Origin of the sequence: Brevundimonas sp. TSRC1-1, from assembly GCF_049898245.1 — a bacterium.
GTDB classification, from domain to species: Bacteria; Pseudomonadota; Alphaproteobacteria; order Caulobacterales; family Caulobacteraceae; genus Brevundimonas; species Brevundimonas mediterranea_A.
The window spans coordinates 410152-426808 of record NZ_JAFCXI010000001.1 but is presented as its reverse complement, the minus strand read 5'-3'; the positions used below and the strand labels follow the sequence as shown (position 1 = coordinate 426808).

General features: G+C 67.9%; 22 protein-coding genes. 4 read left to right on the top strand and 18 right to left on the bottom strand.

What is annotated here, in order from left to right:
* Position 1: 1 nt before the first annotated feature.
* From ACP7CK_RS02180 to ACP7CK_RS02125, 12 genes are all read right to left on the bottom strand, one after another.
* Positions 2 to 799: a flagellin gene (locus tag ACP7CK_RS02180; RefSeq protein ID WP_035309488.1), complete on the bottom strand. Its 798-nt coding sequence runs from the start codon at positions 797 to 799 to the stop codon at positions 2 to 4.
* Between the two features lie 113 nt (positions 800 to 912).
* Entirely contained in the window at positions 913 to 1650 is a 738-nt protein-coding gene (locus ACP7CK_RS02175) for a flagellin (protein ID WP_154726906.1), read from the bottom strand.
* 113 nt (positions 1651 to 1763) lie between these two features.
* Complete coding sequence (locus ACP7CK_RS02170; RefSeq protein WP_292150862.1) at positions 1764 to 2576, bottom strand: flagellin; 813 nt, start codon at positions 2574 to 2576, stop codon at positions 1764 to 1766.
* A 113-nt stretch (positions 2577 to 2689) separates the two neighbouring features.
* Positions 2690 to 3433, bottom strand: coding sequence for a flagellin (locus tag ACP7CK_RS02165; protein WP_008264382.1), 744 nt, complete (start codon positions 3431 to 3433; stop codon positions 2690 to 2692).
* A 277-nt stretch (positions 3434 to 3710) separates the two neighbouring features.
* Positions 3711 to 4523, bottom strand: a complete 813-nt coding sequence (locus ACP7CK_RS02160; protein ID WP_008262853.1) for a flagellin — start codon at positions 4521 to 4523, stop codon at positions 3711 to 3713.
* A gap of 222 nt (positions 4524 to 4745) precedes the next feature.
* Complete coding sequence (locus tag ACP7CK_RS02155; RefSeq protein WP_008259209.1) at positions 4746 to 4910, bottom strand: hypothetical protein; 165 nt, start codon at positions 4908 to 4910, stop codon at positions 4746 to 4748.
* On the bottom strand, positions 4900 to 5379 hold the full coding sequence (locus ACP7CK_RS02150) for a hypothetical protein (protein ID WP_426024987.1): 480 nt from the start codon (positions 5377 to 5379) through the stop codon (positions 4900 to 4902). The genes ACP7CK_RS02155 and ACP7CK_RS02150 overlap by 11 nt, the downstream gene beginning before the upstream one ends.
* Complete coding sequence (locus ACP7CK_RS02145; protein WP_008258918.1) at positions 5376 to 5759, bottom strand: M15 family metallopeptidase; 384 nt, start codon at positions 5757 to 5759, stop codon at positions 5376 to 5378. The genes ACP7CK_RS02150 and ACP7CK_RS02145 overlap by 4 nt, the downstream gene beginning before the upstream one ends.
* Positions 5756 to 6043: a hypothetical protein gene (locus ACP7CK_RS02140; protein ID WP_008258731.1), complete on the bottom strand. Its 288-nt coding sequence runs from the start codon at positions 6041 to 6043 to the stop codon at positions 5756 to 5758. Before ACP7CK_RS02140 ends, ACP7CK_RS02145 begins: the two co-directional genes overlap by 4 nt.
* Complete coding sequence (locus tag ACP7CK_RS02135) at positions 6040 to 6195, bottom strand: hypothetical protein (RefSeq protein ID WP_154726910.1); 156 nt, start codon at positions 6193 to 6195, stop codon at positions 6040 to 6042. Before ACP7CK_RS02135 ends, ACP7CK_RS02140 begins: the two co-directional genes overlap by 4 nt.
* A complete protein-coding gene (locus ACP7CK_RS02130; RefSeq protein WP_426024986.1) occupies positions 6192 to 7673 on the bottom strand; it encodes a DUF2793 domain-containing protein in 1482 nt (493 codons plus the stop codon). The genes ACP7CK_RS02135 and ACP7CK_RS02130 overlap by 4 nt, the downstream gene beginning before the upstream one ends.
* 144 nt (positions 7674 to 7817) lie before the next feature.
* On the bottom strand, positions 7818 to 8279 hold the full coding sequence (locus ACP7CK_RS02125) for a DUF4112 domain-containing protein (RefSeq protein WP_008260778.1): 462 nt from the start codon (positions 8277 to 8279) through the stop codon (positions 7818 to 7820).
* A gap of 69 nt (positions 8280 to 8348) precedes the next feature.
* On the opposite strand from ACP7CK_RS02125, the gene ACP7CK_RS02120 reads away from it, so the two are divergent.
* Positions 8349 to 9302 (top strand): endonuclease/exonuclease/phosphatase family protein, encoded by a 954-nt coding sequence (locus tag ACP7CK_RS02120; protein WP_426024985.1) that lies wholly within the window; start codon positions 8349 to 8351, stop codon positions 9300 to 9302.
* On the opposite strand, the gene ACP7CK_RS02115 is transcribed toward ACP7CK_RS02120, so the two are convergent.
* The 6 genes from ACP7CK_RS02115 to ACP7CK_RS02090 all read right to left on the bottom strand — a co-directional run bounded on the left by ACP7CK_RS02115 (position 9283) and on the right by ACP7CK_RS02090 (position 14166).
* Positions 9283 to 10488, bottom strand: a complete 1206-nt coding sequence (locus ACP7CK_RS02115; protein WP_426024984.1) for a CCA tRNA nucleotidyltransferase — start codon at positions 10486 to 10488, stop codon at positions 9283 to 9285. The genes ACP7CK_RS02120 and ACP7CK_RS02115 overlap by 20 nt on opposite strands.
* Positions 10485 to 11147 carry a CoA pyrophosphatase gene (locus tag ACP7CK_RS02110; protein WP_008261829.1) on the bottom strand — a complete coding sequence of 221 codons (663 nt, stop codon included), beginning with the start codon at positions 11145 to 11147 and terminating at the stop codon, positions 10485 to 10487. Before ACP7CK_RS02110 ends, ACP7CK_RS02115 begins: the two co-directional genes overlap by 4 nt.
* Positions 11144 to 11689, bottom strand: coding sequence for a DUF1285 domain-containing protein (locus tag ACP7CK_RS02105; protein ID WP_008261102.1), 546 nt, complete (start codon positions 11687 to 11689; stop codon positions 11144 to 11146). Before ACP7CK_RS02105 ends, ACP7CK_RS02110 begins: the two co-directional genes overlap by 4 nt.
* Positions 11690 to 11739: 50 nt before the next feature.
* A complete protein-coding gene (locus ACP7CK_RS02100) occupies positions 11740 to 12237 on the bottom strand; it encodes a GNAT family N-acetyltransferase (protein ID WP_008263041.1) in 498 nt (165 codons plus the stop codon).
* Between the two features lie 76 nt (positions 12238 to 12313).
* Complete coding sequence (locus tag ACP7CK_RS02095; RefSeq protein ID WP_008259614.1) at positions 12314 to 13087, bottom strand: enoyl-CoA hydratase; 774 nt, start codon at positions 13085 to 13087, stop codon at positions 12314 to 12316.
* Positions 13084 to 14166, bottom strand: a complete 1083-nt coding sequence (locus ACP7CK_RS02090; RefSeq protein WP_426024983.1) for an MBL fold metallo-hydrolase — start codon at positions 14164 to 14166, stop codon at positions 13084 to 13086. The genes ACP7CK_RS02095 and ACP7CK_RS02090 overlap by 4 nt, the downstream gene beginning before the upstream one ends.
* 123 nt (positions 14167 to 14289) lie before the next feature.
* Here ACP7CK_RS02090 and ACP7CK_RS02085 point away from each other — a divergent pair, with 123 nt between their 5' ends.
* The 3 genes from ACP7CK_RS02085 to ACP7CK_RS02075 all read left to right on the top strand — a co-directional run bounded on the left by ACP7CK_RS02085 (position 14290) and on the right by ACP7CK_RS02075 (position 16643).
* Positions 14290 to 15222 (top strand): hypothetical protein, encoded by a 933-nt coding sequence (locus tag ACP7CK_RS02085; RefSeq protein ID WP_426024982.1) that lies wholly within the window; start codon positions 14290 to 14292, stop codon positions 15220 to 15222.
* Positions 15223 to 15326: 104 nt separating this feature from the next.
* The gene (gene xth / locus ACP7CK_RS02080) at positions 15327 to 16124 is read left to right on the top strand and encodes an exodeoxyribonuclease III (protein WP_426024980.1); all 798 of its coding nucleotides are present in this window, start codon (positions 15327 to 15329) and stop codon (positions 16122 to 16124) included.
* Between the two features lie 3 nt (positions 16125 to 16127).
* A complete protein-coding gene (locus ACP7CK_RS02075) occupies positions 16128 to 16643 on the top strand; it encodes a hypothetical protein (RefSeq protein ID WP_008260878.1) in 516 nt (171 codons plus the stop codon).
* The last annotated feature ends 14 nt before the right edge of the window (positions 16644 to 16657 follow it).

Sequence of the window (16657 nt, the reverse complement as noted above, 5' to 3'; positions counted from 1 at the left end):
CTTAGCGGAAGAGGCTCAGCAGCGTCTGGCTGGCCGAGTTGGCGATCGACAGCGCCTGCACGCCCAGCTGTTGCTTGGTTTGCAGGGCGGTCAGCTTGGCGCTTTCCTTGGCCAGGTCGGCGTCCACCAGGTTGCCCACGCCGGCTTCAAGAGCGTCCTGAAGCTTGTTGACGAAGGTGATGCTGCGTCCCAGCGACTTCGACTTGGTGCCGAAATCGGACAGGACGCTGGTGAAGGCGGTGATGGCCGAGTCGACCGTGGCCACGATAGTGGCCGCGTCGCCGGCCACGGCCGCCGTCGTGGTCGCCACGGCGGTGTCCGCCCCCGCGATGGCCTTCAGCGTGTAGGAGGTCGAAGGACCCGTCTGCACGGTGATGGCGGCTGCGTTCGCCTTGTACAGATTGACGCCGTCGAAGGTGGCGCCCGCCAGCGCGCTGGCGATTTCCGTGCCGATGGCGTTGTATTCCGCCAGATATGAAGTCTGGGCGGCGCCGGTGGATCCGGCGATGCTGACCGCCAGGCCCTTCTGTTCTTCCAGCGCGCTCGTGATCGTATCGCCAGCGGCCAGGGCCACGTCGACGATGGATTGACCACGCTGGATCGAGCTGCGGACCGCGTCCTGGGACGCGGCGGCGGCGCGTTGCGACGTGGCGATCGAGAAGATCGCCCCGCTGTCCTTGGCCGAAGAGACCTTCATGCCGGTGTTGATGCGGTTTTGCGTCCGCTCCAGCTCCGAGCTGGTCTTGTTCAGGTTCTGCAGCGCGATGGCTGCGCCGTAGTTCGTATTGATGCTCGCCATTTTGGCGTTCCTTCTTCACTTCGTGATGGCCGGCGCCGTTTTGGCGACGGGAGCGTTTTGCTCGGGGTTCAAGACCTATGGCCCGGCCGTCGAGACGACCGGGCCTCCGGGCCTTAGCGGAAGAGGCTCAGCAGCGTCTGACTGGCCGAGTTGGCGATCGACAGCGCCTGCACGCCCAGCTGTTGCTTGGTTTGCAGGGCGGTCAGCTTGGCGCTTTCCTTGGCCAGGTCGGCGTCCACCAGGTTGCCCACGCCGGCTTCAAGAGCGTCCTGAAGCTTGTTGACGAAGGTGATCTGGCGGCCCAGCGACTTGGACTGGGTGCCCAGAGTCGACAGAGCCGTCGTCGTCGCCGTAATTGCGGCATCGACGTTTGCGGTCGTGGCGTTGGCGGCGGTGATGCTGCCCGTATTCACGGCCGTGATCGCCGCATCGGCGCCCAGAGTGGTCAGGCTGTTGACGCCGTCGAACGACGCGCCCGTGATGGCCGAAGCGATTTCGGTTCCCAGGGCGTTGTATTCGGCCAGGTACGAGGTCTGCGCATTACCGGTGGATCCGGCGATGCTGACCGCAAGGCCCTTCATCTCTTCCAGAGCGGAAGTGATGGTGTCGCCGGCGGCCAGGGCCACGTCGGTGATCGACTGGGTGCGTTGCAGACCCGAGCGGACCGCGTCCTGGGACGCGGCGGCGGCGCGTTGCGACGTGGCGATCGAGAAGATCGCCCCGCTGTCCTTGGCCGAAGAGACCTTCATGCCGGTGTTGATGCGGTTTTGCGTCCGCTCCAGCTCCGAGTTGGTCTTGTTCAGGTTTTGCAGCGCGATAGACGCGCCGTAGTTCGTATTGATGCTCGCCATTTTGGCGTTCCTTCTTCACTTCGTGATGGCCGGCGCCGTTTTGGCGACGGGAGCGTTTTGCTCGGGGTTCAAGACCTATGGCCCGGCCGTCGAGACGACCGGGCCTCCGGGCCTTAGCGGAAGAGGCTCAGCAGCGTCTGGCTGGCCGAGTTGGCGATCGACAGCGCCTGCACGCCCAGCTGTTGCTTGGTTTGCAGGGCGGTCAGCTTGGCGCTTTCCTTGGCCAGGTCGGCGTCCACCAGATTGCCCACGCCGGCTTCAATCGAGTCCTGAAGCTTGTTGGTGAAGCTGATGCTGCGACCCAGCGACTTGGACTGGGTGCCCAGGGTCGAAAGGGCGCTGGTGACAGCCGTGACGACCAGATCGACGTTGGCGGTCGTGAAGTCGGCGACAGCCGGCGTCGCCGCCGTAAACTTGGCCAGATCGGTATTGGCGCTGAGAGCGGCGGCCGTACCCAGAACCTTGGTGTCGGTCGCGCCCGTGCCGGTGCGGACCGTGGTGGTCGCGCCGGAGGCGGTGGTCAGCAGGTTGACGCCGTCGAAGCTCGCGCCGTCCAGAGCGGACTTGATTTCCACACCCAGAGCCTTGAACTCATCCTCGTAAGACGTCTTTGCCGCGCCGGTGGATCCGGCGATGCTGACCGCGAGGCCTTTCATCTCTTCCAGGGCGGAAGTGATGGTGTCGCCGGCGGCCAGGGCCACATCGACGATCGATTGACCGCGCTGCATGGAACTGCGGACCGCATCCTGAGCGGAGGCGTTGGCCCGCTGTCCGGTGGCGATTGAGAAGATCGCTCCGCTGTCCTTGGCCGTAGAGACCTTCATGCCGGTGTTGATGCGGTTTTGCGTCCGCTCCAGCTCCGAGTTGGTCTTGTTCAGGTTCTGTAGCGCGATAGCTGCGCCGTAGTTCGTATTGATGCTCGCCATTTTGGCGTTCCTTCTTCACTTCGTGATGGCCGGCGCCGTTTTGGCGACGGGAGCGTTTTGCTCGGGGTTCAAGACCTATGGCCCGGCCGTCGAGACGACAGGGCCTCCGGGCCTTAGCGGAAGAGGCTCAGCAGCGTCTGGCTGGCCGAGTTGGCGATCGACAGCGCCTGCACGCCCAGCTGTTGCTTGGTTTGCAGGGCGGTCAGCTTGGCGCTTTCCTTGGCCAGGTCAGCGTCAACCAGGTTGCCCACGCCGGCTTCAAGCGCGTCCTGATACTTGTTCACGAAGGTGATCTGGCGACCCAGCGACTTGGACTGGGTGCCCAGCGTCGATAGAGCGCCGGTGACGGTGGAGATGGCGGTATCGATCTTGGCGGTTGTGGCGTCTGCGCGAGCCTTGCTACCGCCGCTGACGTCAGTCACGCCGGCGACGCCCAGAGGCGTCGTCAGGCTGTTGACGCCGTCGAACGAGGCGCCGGAGATCGCAGAGGTGATTTCCAGGCTCAGAGCGTTGTATTCCGCCAGATAAGAGGTCTCGGCGCTGGAACCGGCCGTCGAGGCCTGGATGCTGACCGCCAGACCCTTCATCTCTTCCAACGCGGTCGTGATCGTGTCGCCGGCGGCCAGCGCCACGTCGGTGATCGACTGGGAGCGTTGCAGACCCGAGCGGACCGCATCCTGGGACGCAGCAGTGGCGCGTTGAGCCGTGGCGATCGAGAAGATCGCGCCGCTGTCCTTGGCCGAAGAGACCTTCATGCCGGTGTTGATGCGGTTTTGCGTCCGCTCCAGCTCCGAGTTGGTCTTGTTCAGGTTTTGCAGCGCGATAGACGCGCCGTAGTTCGTATTGATGCTCGCCATTTTGGCGTTCCTTTCACTTCGTGAGATCCAACGCCATTTTGGCGAAGGGAGCTTTTTGCTCGGTGGGTAAGAAGCAATTGCCGGGCCAGAGGCGACGGCGAAATATCATCGTAACCTATTGAAAAGTCGCGTTTACTATTGATTTACCCTCCCTGGATGCCCGGCAATATTTGCCCACTACAGCCCGCACTTCGGCAAATTTTGCCGAGCAGAGCCTAAAGAGGTGGAGCGGCCGGCGGCCGACCGCGCCCCGAAAGAGACGCGCCTGAAGGCCGCCCTAGTTCCGGAAGAGGCTCAGCAGGGTCTGGCTGGCCGAGTTGGCGATCGACAGCGCCTGCACGCCCAGCTGTTGCTTGGTTTGCAGGGCGGTCAGCTTGGCGCTTTCCTTGGCCAGGTCAGCGTCAACCAGGTTGCCGATGCCGTTCTCGGTAGCGTCCTGCAGCTTGTTGACGAAGGTGACCTGACGGCCGACCGACTTGGACTGGGTGCCCAGCGTCGACAGGGCGCCGGTGATTTTGGTGATGGCCGCATCGACGACCGCCGTCGTCGCGGCTGCTGCGGTGATGGTCTGGCTGGTGATGGTGGTGATGTCGGTGTCCGCCGCCATGCCGCCGGCGACCGTGAAGCCGATGGCGGTGGTGCCGCCGCTGACGTCCTTGATCAGGTTCGTCGCGGTCGCGCCGGTCCACAGATTGACGCCGTCGAAGGTCGCGCCGGCCAGGGACGAGGTGATTTCAGCGCCCAGCGCGCGGAATTCGGTCAAGTAGGAGGTCTGGGCTGCGCCGGTGGAGGCGGCCAGGCTGACAGCCAAACCCTTCATCTCTTCCAAGGCGGCGGTCACGGTGTCGCCCGAGGCCAGGGCCACGTCGACGATGGATTGGCCGCGTTGCAGAGACGCCCGCACGGATTCCATGGCGCCCATGTTGGCGCGCTGGCCGGTCGCGATGGAGTAGATCGCGCCGCTGTCCTTGGCGGAGGAGACCTTCATGCCGGTGTTGACGCGATTTTGCGTCATTTCCAGCTGAGCGTTGGTCTTGTTCAGGTTCTGGAGCGCAATTGCTGCGCCGTAATTCGTATTGATGCTCGCCATTTTGGCCGCCCTCTTCACTTCTGTGCATGTACGACGCCGTTTTGGCGTCGGGAGCATTTTGCTCCGCCCTCCTAAGAGCAAAGGCGGGGCCAGGCTGGCACGGCGAGAAAACCGAGATGAACTGTTGATTTTGTTGAATTTTTCAAAGTCAGCCGCACGCTGACCCGGCATTTTCCGTCGCATGGCGGCAGAAGTTGCCGAGTCGTTTTTGCCGCTTTGCGGTCAGGGTCGCTCTTTCGCCGCCTCCGAGATCCGGGCGTCCTGCATGGCCCGCTCCGCCAGCAGGGTCTCGACCGCCAACCGCCTCGCCCCGTCGCAGGCCAGGATCTGGGCGCCGCGCTGCACATAGGCGGCGTCCAGGTCCGCGGCTGTGGGTTCAGCCGGCAAAACCGCCAGGGCGCACGGCCGCCTCGCCGCCTCCGGCAGGCTGAGCCGCACCGGCGCAACCGTCGAGGTCAGTAGCGAGCCCGCACAGCTCGCGGTCATGAGCGCGCAGACGGTCGGCGCGGCGGCTTTCCAGAGGGATTTCGGCGTCATCGGCGTTCCTGGCCTGTGCGACGGCGGTCGCGGTCGCGCGCGCCGCCGCCGTCTGCTGTTGTTGAAAATCATCGAGACGACGCAACTGTTCGTCCGCCCCCTCGCTCTCAAGACGACGCGCCGCCGCCTGGGCCCGGGCGTCACGTTCGCCGGACGCGGCCCGCGCCTCGGCCGCCGCCAACCGGCGCTGCTGCAGGCCCAGCGGGTCCCAGCGGAAACCGAGACCGCCCAGAAGCGCCGCCGCCAACCCCGCCACGACACCCGCGACGGCGAGCCAGCCGAGCGGCGTCAGCGCCTTCAGGATGGACACGGCCCTCATGGGAAGATCCTTCGATCCAGTTCGAAATGCGGGCCGTCGCGCAGGCTCTTCCAGTCGCCGCCCCAGACGATGGGGGTCTTCAACTCCAAAGCCGCCGCCTTGAAGGCCGAGGCGATGCGTCCATACAGCGGCCAGTCCCAACGGACCTGCCCCTCGACCAGGGCCGCCACATCGACGGCGTGGCCGCTCAGATGGCGAGACCTCAAGGTCCGGCTGGCTCCGGCCTGGACCAGAGCCGCCTGCCGTTCAGGCGATCGCAGCCCCTCCGTGATCATGAAATCAACAGGGCTGCGTGCGACCGCCGCCTCGACCACAGCCACCAGGGCTGGATGCACCCCCTTCAATCGCGCCCTTGAGCGAACGGACAACAGGCCGCTCATGGCCGGCCTCCCGTCAACCGCACCCGCGCATTGGCGATGAGCGCCACCAATTGCTCGGCCGTGGGCGCAACCAGATACAGAACCAGGATCAGGGCCAGCAGCCCCATCAGCCCATCGGTCATCTTGGGCAGCATCTCGGCCGGCATCCGCGCCACCGTCCGCATCAACAGCAGCCACAGGCCGACGCTGACGGCGAAGGCGTACAGCCTGCGCCACAGCCAGCGTCCCTCGGCCAGGGTTCCGTTCTGGGGCCGGATCGGATCCGGCGTCGTCGATCTCGTCATTCCTCGTCCTCCTTGTCGAAGATTTCGGTCGCGCACCGGCCGTCGAAGCCGGTCTGGGCGCGCCAGGCCGTGTCATTCAATCTGTCGGGGGCGTCCCAGACTTCGGGCTCCAGCACCTCCACAGGCTCGGGTCGGTTCAGCCGCCGGCTCATCCGACGGCCGTGAGTCGAACCACGCCTCCCCCGCCTGCGCCGCCCGCGCCCGACAGGGTCAGGCCCGCCCCCCCGCCGCCGCCGCCCGCACCGAACAGGGCGCCCGCGCCACCCGCTGTTCCCGCACCGACGGCGGAAGCGCCGCCCCCGCCGCCCCCGCCGCCGACCCAGGCCAGGTTTGGCGCCGACGACGCCTGCCCCGCCGCACCGGCCGCGCCGCCCGGCGCCTGACGGACCGCCCAGCCGCCTGCGCCGCCCGGGCCGCCAGACCGCGCTGTATTGGCTGTGCTCAACCCGCCGCCGCCGCCTCCCCCGCCAGGACCGTCGGGACAGGCGGTCTCGCCGCCGACGAAGGCCGTCGCCGTGATCGAACCGCCGCCACCGGCGTTTCCCGCCCGCAGGCCCTGACCGCCGGCGCCTCCCGCGCCCGCCGAAGCCGTTGCGCCGAGGCCGCCCGCCCCGCCTCCGGCCCGCAGCAACAGGGTTCCGCCCAGGCTCACCGCGCTCTGACCTCCCGCCCCGCCCAAGGCGCCCGCGCCTGAGCCGGCCGTCCCCGCCGCACCGCCCGCTCCGACCCCGACAACCAGGGTTTCGTTCAAGTCGGCGGCCGCCCAACAGGCCTCGCTCAGTCCGCCCGCGCCGCCGCCGCCGCCGCCGAAGCGCGCGGTTCCCGACGACCCCGCCATGCCCGATCCGCCGCCGCCGCCCCCGCCGACGCAGACCGCCTCGATCCACCGCGCCCAGGACGGCGGCTCATAGGCGCCGTCGGTGGTGAAGACCGTCGTCTCCCGTCGCGTCGCGCCCTTGTCGAATGCGATCCGCCCTGTTGCGCGATCCACCCCGAAGGCCCGGAGCCAGGTCGATCCGTCGGGACTCACCTTCAGGCTCAGGTTCTCGTCGCCTGCCAGGCCCAGTTCCGCCCGGCCGCCGTAGCCGCTCTGGAACAGCAGCGACAGGACATCCCCCGCCGCCTCCTTGTTCAGGGTCAGACGCAGGTCTCCGTCGCCGCCCTCGGCCACGCCGCGGGCGGTGAACAGGGCGGTGTTGGTCTTGACCGCCAGCGGATTGGCGGCGTCCGCCGTCGTGCCGAGGCCCAACCGCGAAAGCCCCTGCACTTCGCCCAGCCACTGTCCCAACGGGCTCCAGCCCTCTTCACTCCGCACCACCAGGACGGCCGTATCCAGCACCAGGGCGATCATCCCCACCGGCGCGGCCACGACGCTCCAGCCGCCGCTCTCGAACCGCATCAGGGCGCCGGCGGGCCGGCCGCTCCACGCCGTCCCTGCGGCGCCGTGCGGCAGGATGTAGAGATCGCCGTCGAAGGGGGCGTCCGGCTGGGTCGTCAGGGTCCGGCTGACCACCGCCGTCTGCAACAGGGCGTCCAGCCGCGTCAGGGCCGCGTTCAGGGTCACATGCTTCTGCATCTGACCGGCTGCGAGATAAGGCAGGACTAGCCGCGCGGTGAAATCGTCGCTCATCAGGATCTCCGTTGTTGTCGGAGATCAGTCTGCAGGCGCCGCCAGATCAGGCGTGTTGAACGGCGAATTTGTCATTCAACCCACGGTATGAGTTGAAGAAAATCGCCGAAATTAGGTGATCAGGGCGCGGCTTGCGCCCGTAATTCAGTCGTGCAGATAGACGATGCGGCGCAGCTTCTTGTCGTTTCGAACCGTCTCCAGGTGGCGCTCGTGGTCGCCGCTGGCCCGGGCGTTGGCTTCGGAATCCTCGACCCAGTGGCTGGTCTCGATATCCTTCTGCAGCGCCTTGGCCGCCAACAACTGACCGGGGAAGAAGGTGTCGACCACGTCGCCGGCGATCGGCACCGTGCCCGTCGCCGTATCCACCGCCATATAGGCCGCCATCCGCGCCAGGGTCGCCGGCGACGCCTTGGCCCGCACCGCCTGCATCACCAGCCAGGCCCCGGTTCCGACCGTATAGACCGTACCCACCACCGGGACCCAGGTCAGCAGTCCGTCCATGCCGATGCCGAACGGTCCTATGCCGATCACCCGGTCCGACAGCTTCTTGATCCCCTCGACATTGGACCAGATCTTCTCGATATCCGTGATGGACCGTCTGGCCATGTCGCGCCTCTCCAAGCGTCGCCCTAACGCGGTATAGCCGACACCGTTCACCAAGAAAGGCAATAAGCCATGTCCCTGCTGAAGCCGGCGAGCAATGCGGCGGCCAGCCTCGTTCTGATCGGGCTGTCGGGCTTCGGCGTGGCCAGTCTCAGCGGGATCGGCCATCGATGGGTGGACATCCTGGCCCAGTTCACCGCCCCCGTGCTGCTGGCTGCGGCGGTGCTGACCCTGGCCTGCCTAGTCCTGCGTCTGTGGCCGGCCTTTGTCGTAGGCGTGCTGGCCGGCCTTGTCCTGCTGGCCGCCGCCTGGCCCCAGTGGATGACGCCCCTTGGCCGCCCGCAGCCGGGCCAGCCGATAATCCGCCTGTACTCAGCCAATCTCTGGGTGGACAACACCGACGTCGCCGCGATTCGCCGATCCATCGTCGACGCCGACGCCGACATCGTCGTTCTGGTCGAGGTCGGAGATGCGCCGGCGGACCGGATCGACCAGGTTCTGGCCGGCTATCCCCACCGGGCGGTCATGGGCCGCATCGAAGACCCCAGCGGTCGCGCCCTGTCCATCGTGGCCTCGCGCTATCCGATCCAGGGCAAGCTGCCGTCGTTTCGCGATGATCTGGCGGCCATAGGCGCCGTCGTCGAAACGCCGGTCGGGGCCGTCAACGTCTTCGGCGTCCACCTGACCCGCCCCTGGCCGTATCAGTATCAATGGGGCCAGATAAACCAGGTCATGGCCCTGACCGCACGACGGGAAAAGGCGGCGCCTCATCCGACCATCGTCGCCGGCGATTTCAACAGCGTGTCCAGCGCCCGGATCGGCCGTCAGATCCAGTCCGACATGAACCTGTTGCCCGCTCCCGGCTTCCCCGGCACCTGGCCTAGCCGCCTGCCCGCCTTCGCCGGCATCACCATCGATCAGGTCTATCGTTCGCCGGACCTGGCCCTGATCAGCCGCCGCATCGGCGAACCGACCGGGTCGGACCACTATCCCGTCGTCACCGAATTCACGCGGGCGAAGCCATAGCGGCCCTCAACCGCCCCTCATGCCCGTCCGACGGAAAATCATCGGCGATCCAGCCCGCCTCGAAGGCTTTCAGAACGCGGCCCGTCTCCGGCCCGGGCTTCAGCCCCAGCCGCGCCAGATCCCGCCCGCCCACCGGCATTTTCGGCGGCGTCCACCCGGCCGCCAGCCGTCGCAAGGCCGCGCCGTCTCCGCCCGCCGCCTCGGCCCGTGTCAGCCGATCCTCGAAAGCGCCGCGTCCCAGCCGATAGATCGCCGCCCGCGCCTCGGCCTCGGTCATGTCCGTCGCCACGACCGGCCCCTCCGCAACAGCCGCCGCCAGCCGGTCCCGCGTCCCGTTCGACAGCCGCAGGCTCCCCGCGATCCTCACGACTGCGCCCTCATCCGCCGGCAACAGGGCCGACAGACGCAGCACCGGATCGCCTGTCAGTCCGCACATCGCCTCGAACAGGTTCAGCGGCTGCGCCTCGGGCAAGACCTGACCCAGAACGCCCGTCTCGGCCATCGCCCGCACCGTGGATCGCGGATCGCGCGCCGCCAGCAGTTTCAGCAATTCCTTGGACACCCGTTCGGCCGACAGTTGCGCCATCCCGGCCTTCAACGCCGCACAGGCCGTCAGCCCGGACGCATCGGGCTCTCCCCGCCCGTACCAGGCCTGGAACCGGAAGAAGCGCAGGATGCGCAGATAGTCTTCTCGGATCCGCGTCTCGGCCTCGCCGACGAAGACGATCCGCCCCTCGGCGGCGTCCGCCAGGCCGCCGCCAGTCGGGTCGAACACCGTGCCGGCCGCATCGGCGTACAGGGCGTTCAGGCGGAAGTCCCGCCGCGCCGCGTCCTCGGCCCAGTCCTCGGTGAAGGCCACCACCGCGCGCCGCCCGTCGGTCTCCACGTCCCGGCGCAGGGTGGTGATCTCATAGGGTTTACGCTCGGACACCCCCGTGACCGTGCCATGCTCCAGCCCCGTGGGCACGGCCTTCAGTCCCGCGGCCTGCAAGGCCGTCATCGTCTCTTCGGGCCTCAATCGGGTGGCGATGTCGATGTCGTCCACCGGCTGGCCCAGCAGACTGTTCCGGACGCAGCCGCCGACGAACCGGGCGCAGTCGGGGCCGCCGGCCGCCTGCAAGGCCGCCATGACCGCCCGTGTGGCCTTGGCCTCAAGCCAGGGCTGCCCCCGCATGGACACGGTCATGCCGCATCTTCCTCGGCGGCGACCTCGGGCGCCGGCTCGTCGCCGTACAGCCGGACATGCAGCGCCTTCAGGATCCCGGCCGTCACGCCCCAGATATAGCGTTCCCCCCACGGCATGGCCCAGAACCAGCGCCGCAGTCCCTCGTCCATGTCATAGAAGTCCTGGCGGTGGTTGGCCGCATCCATCAGGAAGTCCCACGGCGTCTCGAACACCTCGGCCACTTCGGCCGGCGCCGGCGTCGTGACCGGCGCCTCGTGCAGCCAGCCGATCACGGGCGTGACCAGAAACCCGGTGCCGGTCTCATAGGCGTCGGACAGGCCCAGCACCTCGACCTTCGCCGGGTTCAGGGCCACCTCCTCGTCCGCCTCGCGCAGGGCCGCTTGCACAGCGGTCTCGCCAGGATCCAACCGACCGCCCGGAAAGGCGATCTGCCCTGTATGCCGCACCAGGGTGTCGGCCCGCCGCGTCAGCAGCACCGTCGCGCCCTCGGGCCGCGCCACCACCGGGATCAGCACCGCCGCCGGCCGCAACTCCCGCATCGGCCGCGCCGCCTTGGGGTTCAGGTCGAAGTCGGACCGCGCCGCCAGCCCTTCCGGACGCCAGGCTTCGACCGGGTCCAGCCGCTGGACCAGCCGGTTCCTCAAGGTCGCCAGGGTCACGCCACAGCCCCCAGGGAAAACGCCCGCCCGCCGGACCGCACAACCAGCCGCCCATCGACTTCCTCGGCCATCTCGACCAGTTCATAGAAGACCGAGCGCGCAATTCGCGCCCACAGGTCGCGCCGCACATGCACGCGCGGCGCCGGCTCGCCCGTCTCCGGATCGGTCTCCACCACAATCGCGTCGGCCTCGCCCGCCCGCACCTCGTCGCCGACGTCGGTGGTGAAGATCAGGTCGTCGCCCTCGCGCCCGACCGCCACGGCCCGAAACGGCAGATCCTCGACCGCGATCTTCAACTTCTCGACCGGCGTCACCAGATGATAGCCGTCCGGGTCCTTGCGCAAGACGGTCGAGAACAGCCGCACCAGCGCCTCGCGGCCGATGGGCGATCCCTCGTGCATCCAGACGCCGTCGCGTCGAATGACGATGTCGATCTCGCCGCAGTGTTCGGGGTTCCACAGGTGGACCGGCGGCAGGCCCCGCCCGGGCGCCTGTTTCGCCGCCTCGACGATCGCTTTCAGTCCCGGCTTCTGGTCATCCATGTGCGTCATATCGGACCATGACTTAGGCCCCGCCAAGGCCAGGCGAAAGATCAGCCGATGCGAACAGGCCCGGAGACGGTCTCGACGCCTGTCGCCAGCCACAGCACTCGACGACGATCCACCGGCCCCGGCATCTCGGCTTCGGGCGCGCCGACGAAGCCGAAACGTTCGAAATAGGCCCGGTCGCCGACCAGCAGCACCCCGCCGACCGCCAGGGTCCGCGCTTGGTCCAAACAGGCCTGCACTAGTTCGGCGCCCAGGCCGTCGCTGCGACTGGCGGCGTCCACGGCGATGGGTCCCAGGAACAGACCCGGCGTCTGACCGATCAGGACCGGCCACAGCCGTACCGAACCGACGATGCGGCCGTCCCGGCGCGCGACGAATCCGGCCGCTGGGCGCGAACCCTCGCGCAGTCGCTCCGCCGTCTTGGCGAAACGACCCGGCCCGAAGGCGGCCAGAACCAGGGCCTCCACGCCGTCGGCGTCGGCCGGGATCTCGGCGTCGATACGGCCGGCGACAGCGGCCGTCTGGGCAAGGGCGTGCGACATGGGCGCTCCAGAAAGAGGCGCGCGCACCTAGAACCAAAGCTGCGCCAAATCAAGGCGCAGTCTTGTGACGCTGGCGTCAGCCCAGCTTGGAAAAGTCCGGCGCCCGCTTCTGGGTGAAGGCCATGAAGGCCTCCATGGCTTCAGGACTCTTCATCTGCGAACCGAAGGCCTCGCCCTCGCGTTGCATCAGCGCCCACAGACCCTCGGCGTCGCGCATCAGCCGCTTGGTCTTGCGCAGGGAGTTGGGCGCGCGGGCCGCGACGCGGGCCGCAAGGTCCGCCGCCGTCGCCTCGACCTGATCGGCAGGAACCGCCCGGTTCGCCAGGCCCCAGGCCACGGCCGTCTTGCCGTCCAGCGGCTCGCCCAGGGCGAACATCTCGAACGCCCGTTGATGGCCGATCACGGCCGGCAGCAGCAGGCTGGACGCCGCCTCGGGCGCCAGGGCCAGGTTGACGAAGGGCACGGACAGCAGGGAGTCCTCGGCCACCACCACCAGGTCGCAGTGCAGCAGCATGGTCAGGCCGATGCCGACCGCCCGCCCCTTCACCGCCGCCACCAGCGGCTTGTCGAGATCGGCCAGCGCCTTCAGGAAGCGGAACACCGACATGTCGAACGGCTTTTCGGTCTGCGACCCTATGGCGATGAAATCGCCGATGTCGTTGCCGGCCGAGAAGCTGTCGCCCTCGGCGCGCAGCAGCAGCACCCGCACCGTATCGTCGGTCCGCGCCTGTTCGACGGCTTCGGACAGGGCCGAATACATGGCCTGGGTGATGGCGTTCTTCTTGTCGGCCCGGTCCAGCGTCAGGGTCAGGACGCCGTCGGCCAGTTGGGTGCGGATATGTTCGCTCACGTCGTTTCCTCGTCCCATTTGACGGCTGTCCACCAGTCGACGCCGTTCTCGTCGCGCGTCCGCTCGGCGCGGCCGCGCTTTTCCAGATAGTTCAGGTGCGCCTGGGCCTCGCCCGTGGCCATGCCCAGCACCCCGTCTCCGACCGCCCGACCGAACACGGCCGGGAAGCCGTCGATCACCCTAGACGGTTGACGCAACGTCCGCTCAAGCCGTTTCAGCGCGACCTCATGCCCGCGTTTCAGCGCGTCCAGCCTGGCGTGAACGCCGTGGAAGGGTTCGCCGTGCGCCGGCAGAACGAATGCGCCCTCGGGCAACAGGTCCCGCAGCTTCTCCAGGGAGTCCATCCAGTCGCCCAAAGGATCGGCTTCAGGCTCGGTCGGCCAGACCGAGATATTGGATGAAATCCGGGGCAGGATCTGGTCTCCGGCGATGAAGACATCATCCGAGCGCCGCCACAGGCAGACATGTTCGGGACTGTGGCCGGATCCGACCACCACGGTCCAGTCGTCCCCGTCGATCTGGATCACATCCTCATCCGACAGCCGCAGATAGCTGCGCGGCATCGGCGACACCCCCTTGGCGAAACCGCCATAGTCCGCGCGCCAGCGATCGATCTGAGCCTCGCTCCAGCCCGCAGCGCGATAATAGCGTTCACCGTCTTCGGGCGCGTCGCCGCCCTCGGCCATCAACATCCGGGCGGTGACATATTCCAGCCGCGACATCAGCAGGGGCGCGCCGCTGCGCGCGCACAGCCACCCCGCCAGGCCAATGTGGTCGGGGTGCATATGGGTGCAGATCAGCCGGTGGATCGAGCGCGCTTCCAAAGGTCCGGCCAGCGCCGCCTCCCACGCCGCCACGGCGTCCGGCGTTCGCAGTCCCGTATCAACGACCGTCCAGCCGTCGCCGTCCCGCAGGACATAGACGTTCACATGGTTCAGCTGAAACGGCAGGGCGAACCGCAACCAGAACACCCCGCGCGCGACCTCGACCGCCACGCCGGGCACGGGCGCATCGGGCATGGGATAGGTCAGGCCTCGCGCCTCCATCCCCTGGTTCAGGGCCGCTGCATCGTCCGCCAAGTGCGTCTCCAATAAAAACGATCAAACCTTAGTCAGGTCTTGCCCACGCCGTCCACAGCCGCCTTGACCCCGCCCGATTAGACCGCCACGAAGCCTTCAGCCGTTCCCAACCGAAGGTGTTCCATGAAAGCCCGCATCGCCGCCGCCCTCGCGGCGCTCCTGTTCAGCGCCATATCGGTCGCTCCCGCCTTCGCGCAACAGCAGCGCGGCCCCGAAAACCAGCCCGCCACTGTTGAAGGCGGCTCGCGCGCCTCGGCCTCGCGTCAACGCCGCGAACGCCGCCCCGCCGCCCCGACGGCCGAGCAGATCCAGGCTGCCGCCCAGGAGCAGGCCACCCTGGCCAACACCGGATGCCAGGTCAGCGAATCCAAGCTTCTCGGCCAGACGACCGCCAACACCACAGTTTATGAAGTCGCCTGCACCGCCGGCCCGGGCTTCATCATCGAAGCCAAGACCCCGCCCGAGGCGGCCAGCTGCATCCTGCTGGCCCATTCGGCCGAAACCCTGCGTGCGCGTGACCCGGCCGCCGACCCTGGTCCCCAGTGCACGATCGCCGCCAACACCGACACGCAGAAATTCCTGCGCGAATACGCCGTCCAGGCAGGCGTCGCCTGCACGATCAACGAGGTCAAGGTGCTGGGCAAGGCCAACGACGGCGGCGTCATGTACGAAGCCGGCTGCTCCGACGGCGCGGGCTTCTGGCTCAAGCAACTGAACAATACCTGGACCAAGACCCCCTGCATCCAGGTGCTGGCTGAAAATGGAACCTGCGCCTTCACCACCTCGGCCGAGAACGCCGCCCTTGTGAAATCCTATTTCGCGGGTTCGGACGCCGCCTCCTGCGACGTGACCGAAGCCCGTCTGATGGGCCGCAACGCCAACGGCGTCTTCTATGAAGCCAAATGCGCGGCCGGCGACGGCCTCATCGCCCGTCTGAACACCGAGAATGTCGTGCAACAGGTCTATCCTTGCGCCACCGCCCAGCAGATCGGCGGCGGCTGCAAGCTGACCACCGCGCCCGCCGCCGCTCCGGCGCCGGCCGGCGGCCGGCCCTAAGCGACCATCGCAGAACCTACAAAGGGCCGTCGGAGCGATCCGGCGGCCCTTTTGTTTTGCGTCGCCTCTTTTCCGAAACCGAGACGCGCCCTACCGTCGCCCTCATGCGCATCGCCACCTGGAACGTGAACTCGGTCAACGCCCGCCTGCCCACCGTGCTGGAATGGCTGGAGCAGGCCGCCCCCGACGTCGCCTGTTTCCAGGAGATCAAATGCGTGGACGAGAAATTCCCGCGCGAGGCCTTCGAGAGCCTGGGCTATAACGTCGAGACCCACGGCCAGAAGAGCTACAACGGCGTGGCCCTGCTGTCGAAATACCCGCTGTCGGACATCCGGCGCGGCCTGCCCGGCGACGAGACCGATGAACAGGCCCGCTATCTGGAAGCCGTGATCGAGGCGCCCCGGCCGCTCCGGGTGGCGTCCATCTATCTGCCCAACGGCAATCCGATCGGGACCGAGAAGTTCGACTACAAGCTGGCCTGGTTCGAACGGCTGAACCGCCACGCGCGCGGCCTGCTGGCCTTCGAGGAGCCCCTGGCCCTGTGCGGCGACTATAACGTCATTCCCGAGCCGGAAGACGCCAAGAACCCCGCCGCCTGGACTGACGACGCCCTGTTCCAGCCCCAGAGCCGCCAGGCCTTCCGCGCCCTGAAGAACCTGGGCCTGGCCGACGCGCACGAGGTCGGGGGCGAACCGGCCGGGACCTACAGCTTCTGGGACTATCAGGCCGGCGCCTGGCAGAGGAACCACGGCATCCGCATCGACTTCGCCCTGCTGTCGCCCCAGGCGGCGGATCGGCTGCGGGGGGTCGAGACCCATCGCGACGCGCGCGACATGGACAAGCCCAGCGACCATGTGCCGGTGGTGGTCGATATCGACCTGTCCGCCGGGACGGAGGCCTGAGCCATGGCGGAGGTCGTGCGGGTGATCCTGCTGATCGCCTTGGCGGCGGCCCTGCTGACGACCCTGGCCCTGGCCCTGTCCTGGTGGATGGAGCCGCCGCGCCGCATCCGCCGCGCCTTGCTGAAGGCCCTGGGCGCTCCGCCCGAGGTCGAGGCCGTTTCGCCCCGCGAGGGCCGGGCCTGCGCCCTGAACTTCGACATCGAACAGGTTGTCGTGCTTTGGGCCAACGGCGCCCACGGCCTGGCCTACGCCTTCGAGGAGGTCGAGGGCGGCGAAATCATCGTCGACGGCCATGTGGTCGCCCGCATTCGCCGCGGCGAGGCGCGCAAGTCGCTGGACGTGCTGGCGCCCGACGCCGAACAGGTGGTGCTGCGACTGATGTTCGCAGACGCCCGCCATCCGGAGTTCGAACTGGCCCTGTGGGACGCCGCCTTGGCAGGCGAGACCGGCTCGCCGGGCGAGGCGCTGCGGCTGGGCCGACGGTGGCTGTCGCACCTGGAAGCCCTGTTGAAGAGCTGACCGCCCCCCTTCCG

What these genes read in the sequence shown, in the direction of transcription:
- ACP7CK_RS02180 (WP_035309488.1), bottom strand. Translation starts at nt 799, where the DNA reads ATGGCGAGCATCAATACGAACTACGGCGCAGCCATCGCGCTGCAGAAC.
- ACP7CK_RS02175 (WP_154726906.1), bottom strand. Translation starts at nt 1,650, where the DNA reads ATGGCGAGCATCAATACGAACTACGGCGCGTCTATCGCGCTGCAAAAC.
- ACP7CK_RS02170 (WP_292150862.1), bottom strand. Translation starts at nt 2,576, where the DNA reads ATGGCGAGCATCAATACGAACTACGGCGCAGCTATCGCGCTACAGAAC.
- ACP7CK_RS02165 (WP_008264382.1), bottom strand. Translation starts at nt 3,433, where the DNA reads ATGGCGAGCATCAATACGAACTACGGCGCGTCTATCGCGCTGCAAAAC.
- ACP7CK_RS02160 (WP_008262853.1), bottom strand. Translation starts at nt 4,523, where the DNA reads ATGGCGAGCATCAATACGAATTACGGCGCAGCAATTGCGCTCCAGAAC.
- ACP7CK_RS02150 (WP_426024987.1), bottom strand. Translation starts at nt 5,379, where the DNA reads ATGAGGGCCGTGTCCATCCTGAAGGCGCTGACGCCGCTCGGCTGGCTC.
- ACP7CK_RS02145 (WP_008258918.1), bottom strand. Translation starts at nt 5,759, where the DNA reads ATGAGCGGCCTGTTGTCCGTTCGCTCAAGGGCGCGATTGAAGGGGGTG.
- ACP7CK_RS02140 (WP_008258731.1), bottom strand. Translation starts at nt 6,043, where the DNA reads ATGACGAGATCGACGACGCCGGATCCGATCCGGCCCCAGAACGGAACC.
- ACP7CK_RS02135 (WP_154726910.1), bottom strand. Translation starts at nt 6,195, where the DNA reads ATGAGCCGGCGGCTGAACCGACCCGAGCCTGTGGAGGTGCTGGAGCCC.
- ACP7CK_RS02130 (WP_426024986.1), bottom strand. Translation starts at nt 7,673, where the DNA reads ATGAGCGACGATTTCACCGCGCGGCTAGTCCTGCCTTATCTCGCAGCC.
- ACP7CK_RS02125 (WP_008260778.1), bottom strand. Translation starts at nt 8,279, where the DNA reads ATGGCCAGACGGTCCATCACGGATATCGAGAAGATCTGGTCCAATGTC.
- ACP7CK_RS02120 (WP_426024985.1), top strand. Translation starts at nt 8,349, where the DNA reads ATGTCCCTGCTGAAGCCGGCGAGCAATGCGGCGGCCAGCCTCGTTCTG.
- ACP7CK_RS02115 (WP_426024984.1), bottom strand. Translation starts at nt 10,488, where the DNA reads ATGACCGTGTCCATGCGGGGGCAGCCCTGGCTTGAGGCCAAGGCCACA.
- ACP7CK_RS02105 (WP_008261102.1), bottom strand. Translation starts at nt 11,689, where the DNA reads ATGGATGACCAGAAGCCGGGACTGAAAGCGATCGTCGAGGCGGCGAAA.
- ACP7CK_RS02100 (WP_008263041.1), bottom strand. Translation starts at nt 12,237, where the DNA reads ATGTCGCACGCCCTTGCCCAGACGGCCGCTGTCGCCGGCCGTATCGAC.
- ACP7CK_RS02085 (WP_426024982.1), top strand. Translation starts at nt 14,290, where the DNA reads ATGAAAGCCCGCATCGCCGCCGCCCTCGCGGCGCTCCTGTTCAGCGCC.
- xth (WP_426024980.1), top strand. Translation starts at nt 15,327, where the DNA reads ATGCGCATCGCCACCTGGAACGTGAACTCGGTCAACGCCCGCCTGCCC.
- ACP7CK_RS02075 (WP_008260878.1), top strand. Translation starts at nt 16,128, where the DNA reads ATGGCGGAGGTCGTGCGGGTGATCCTGCTGATCGCCTTGGCGGCGGCC.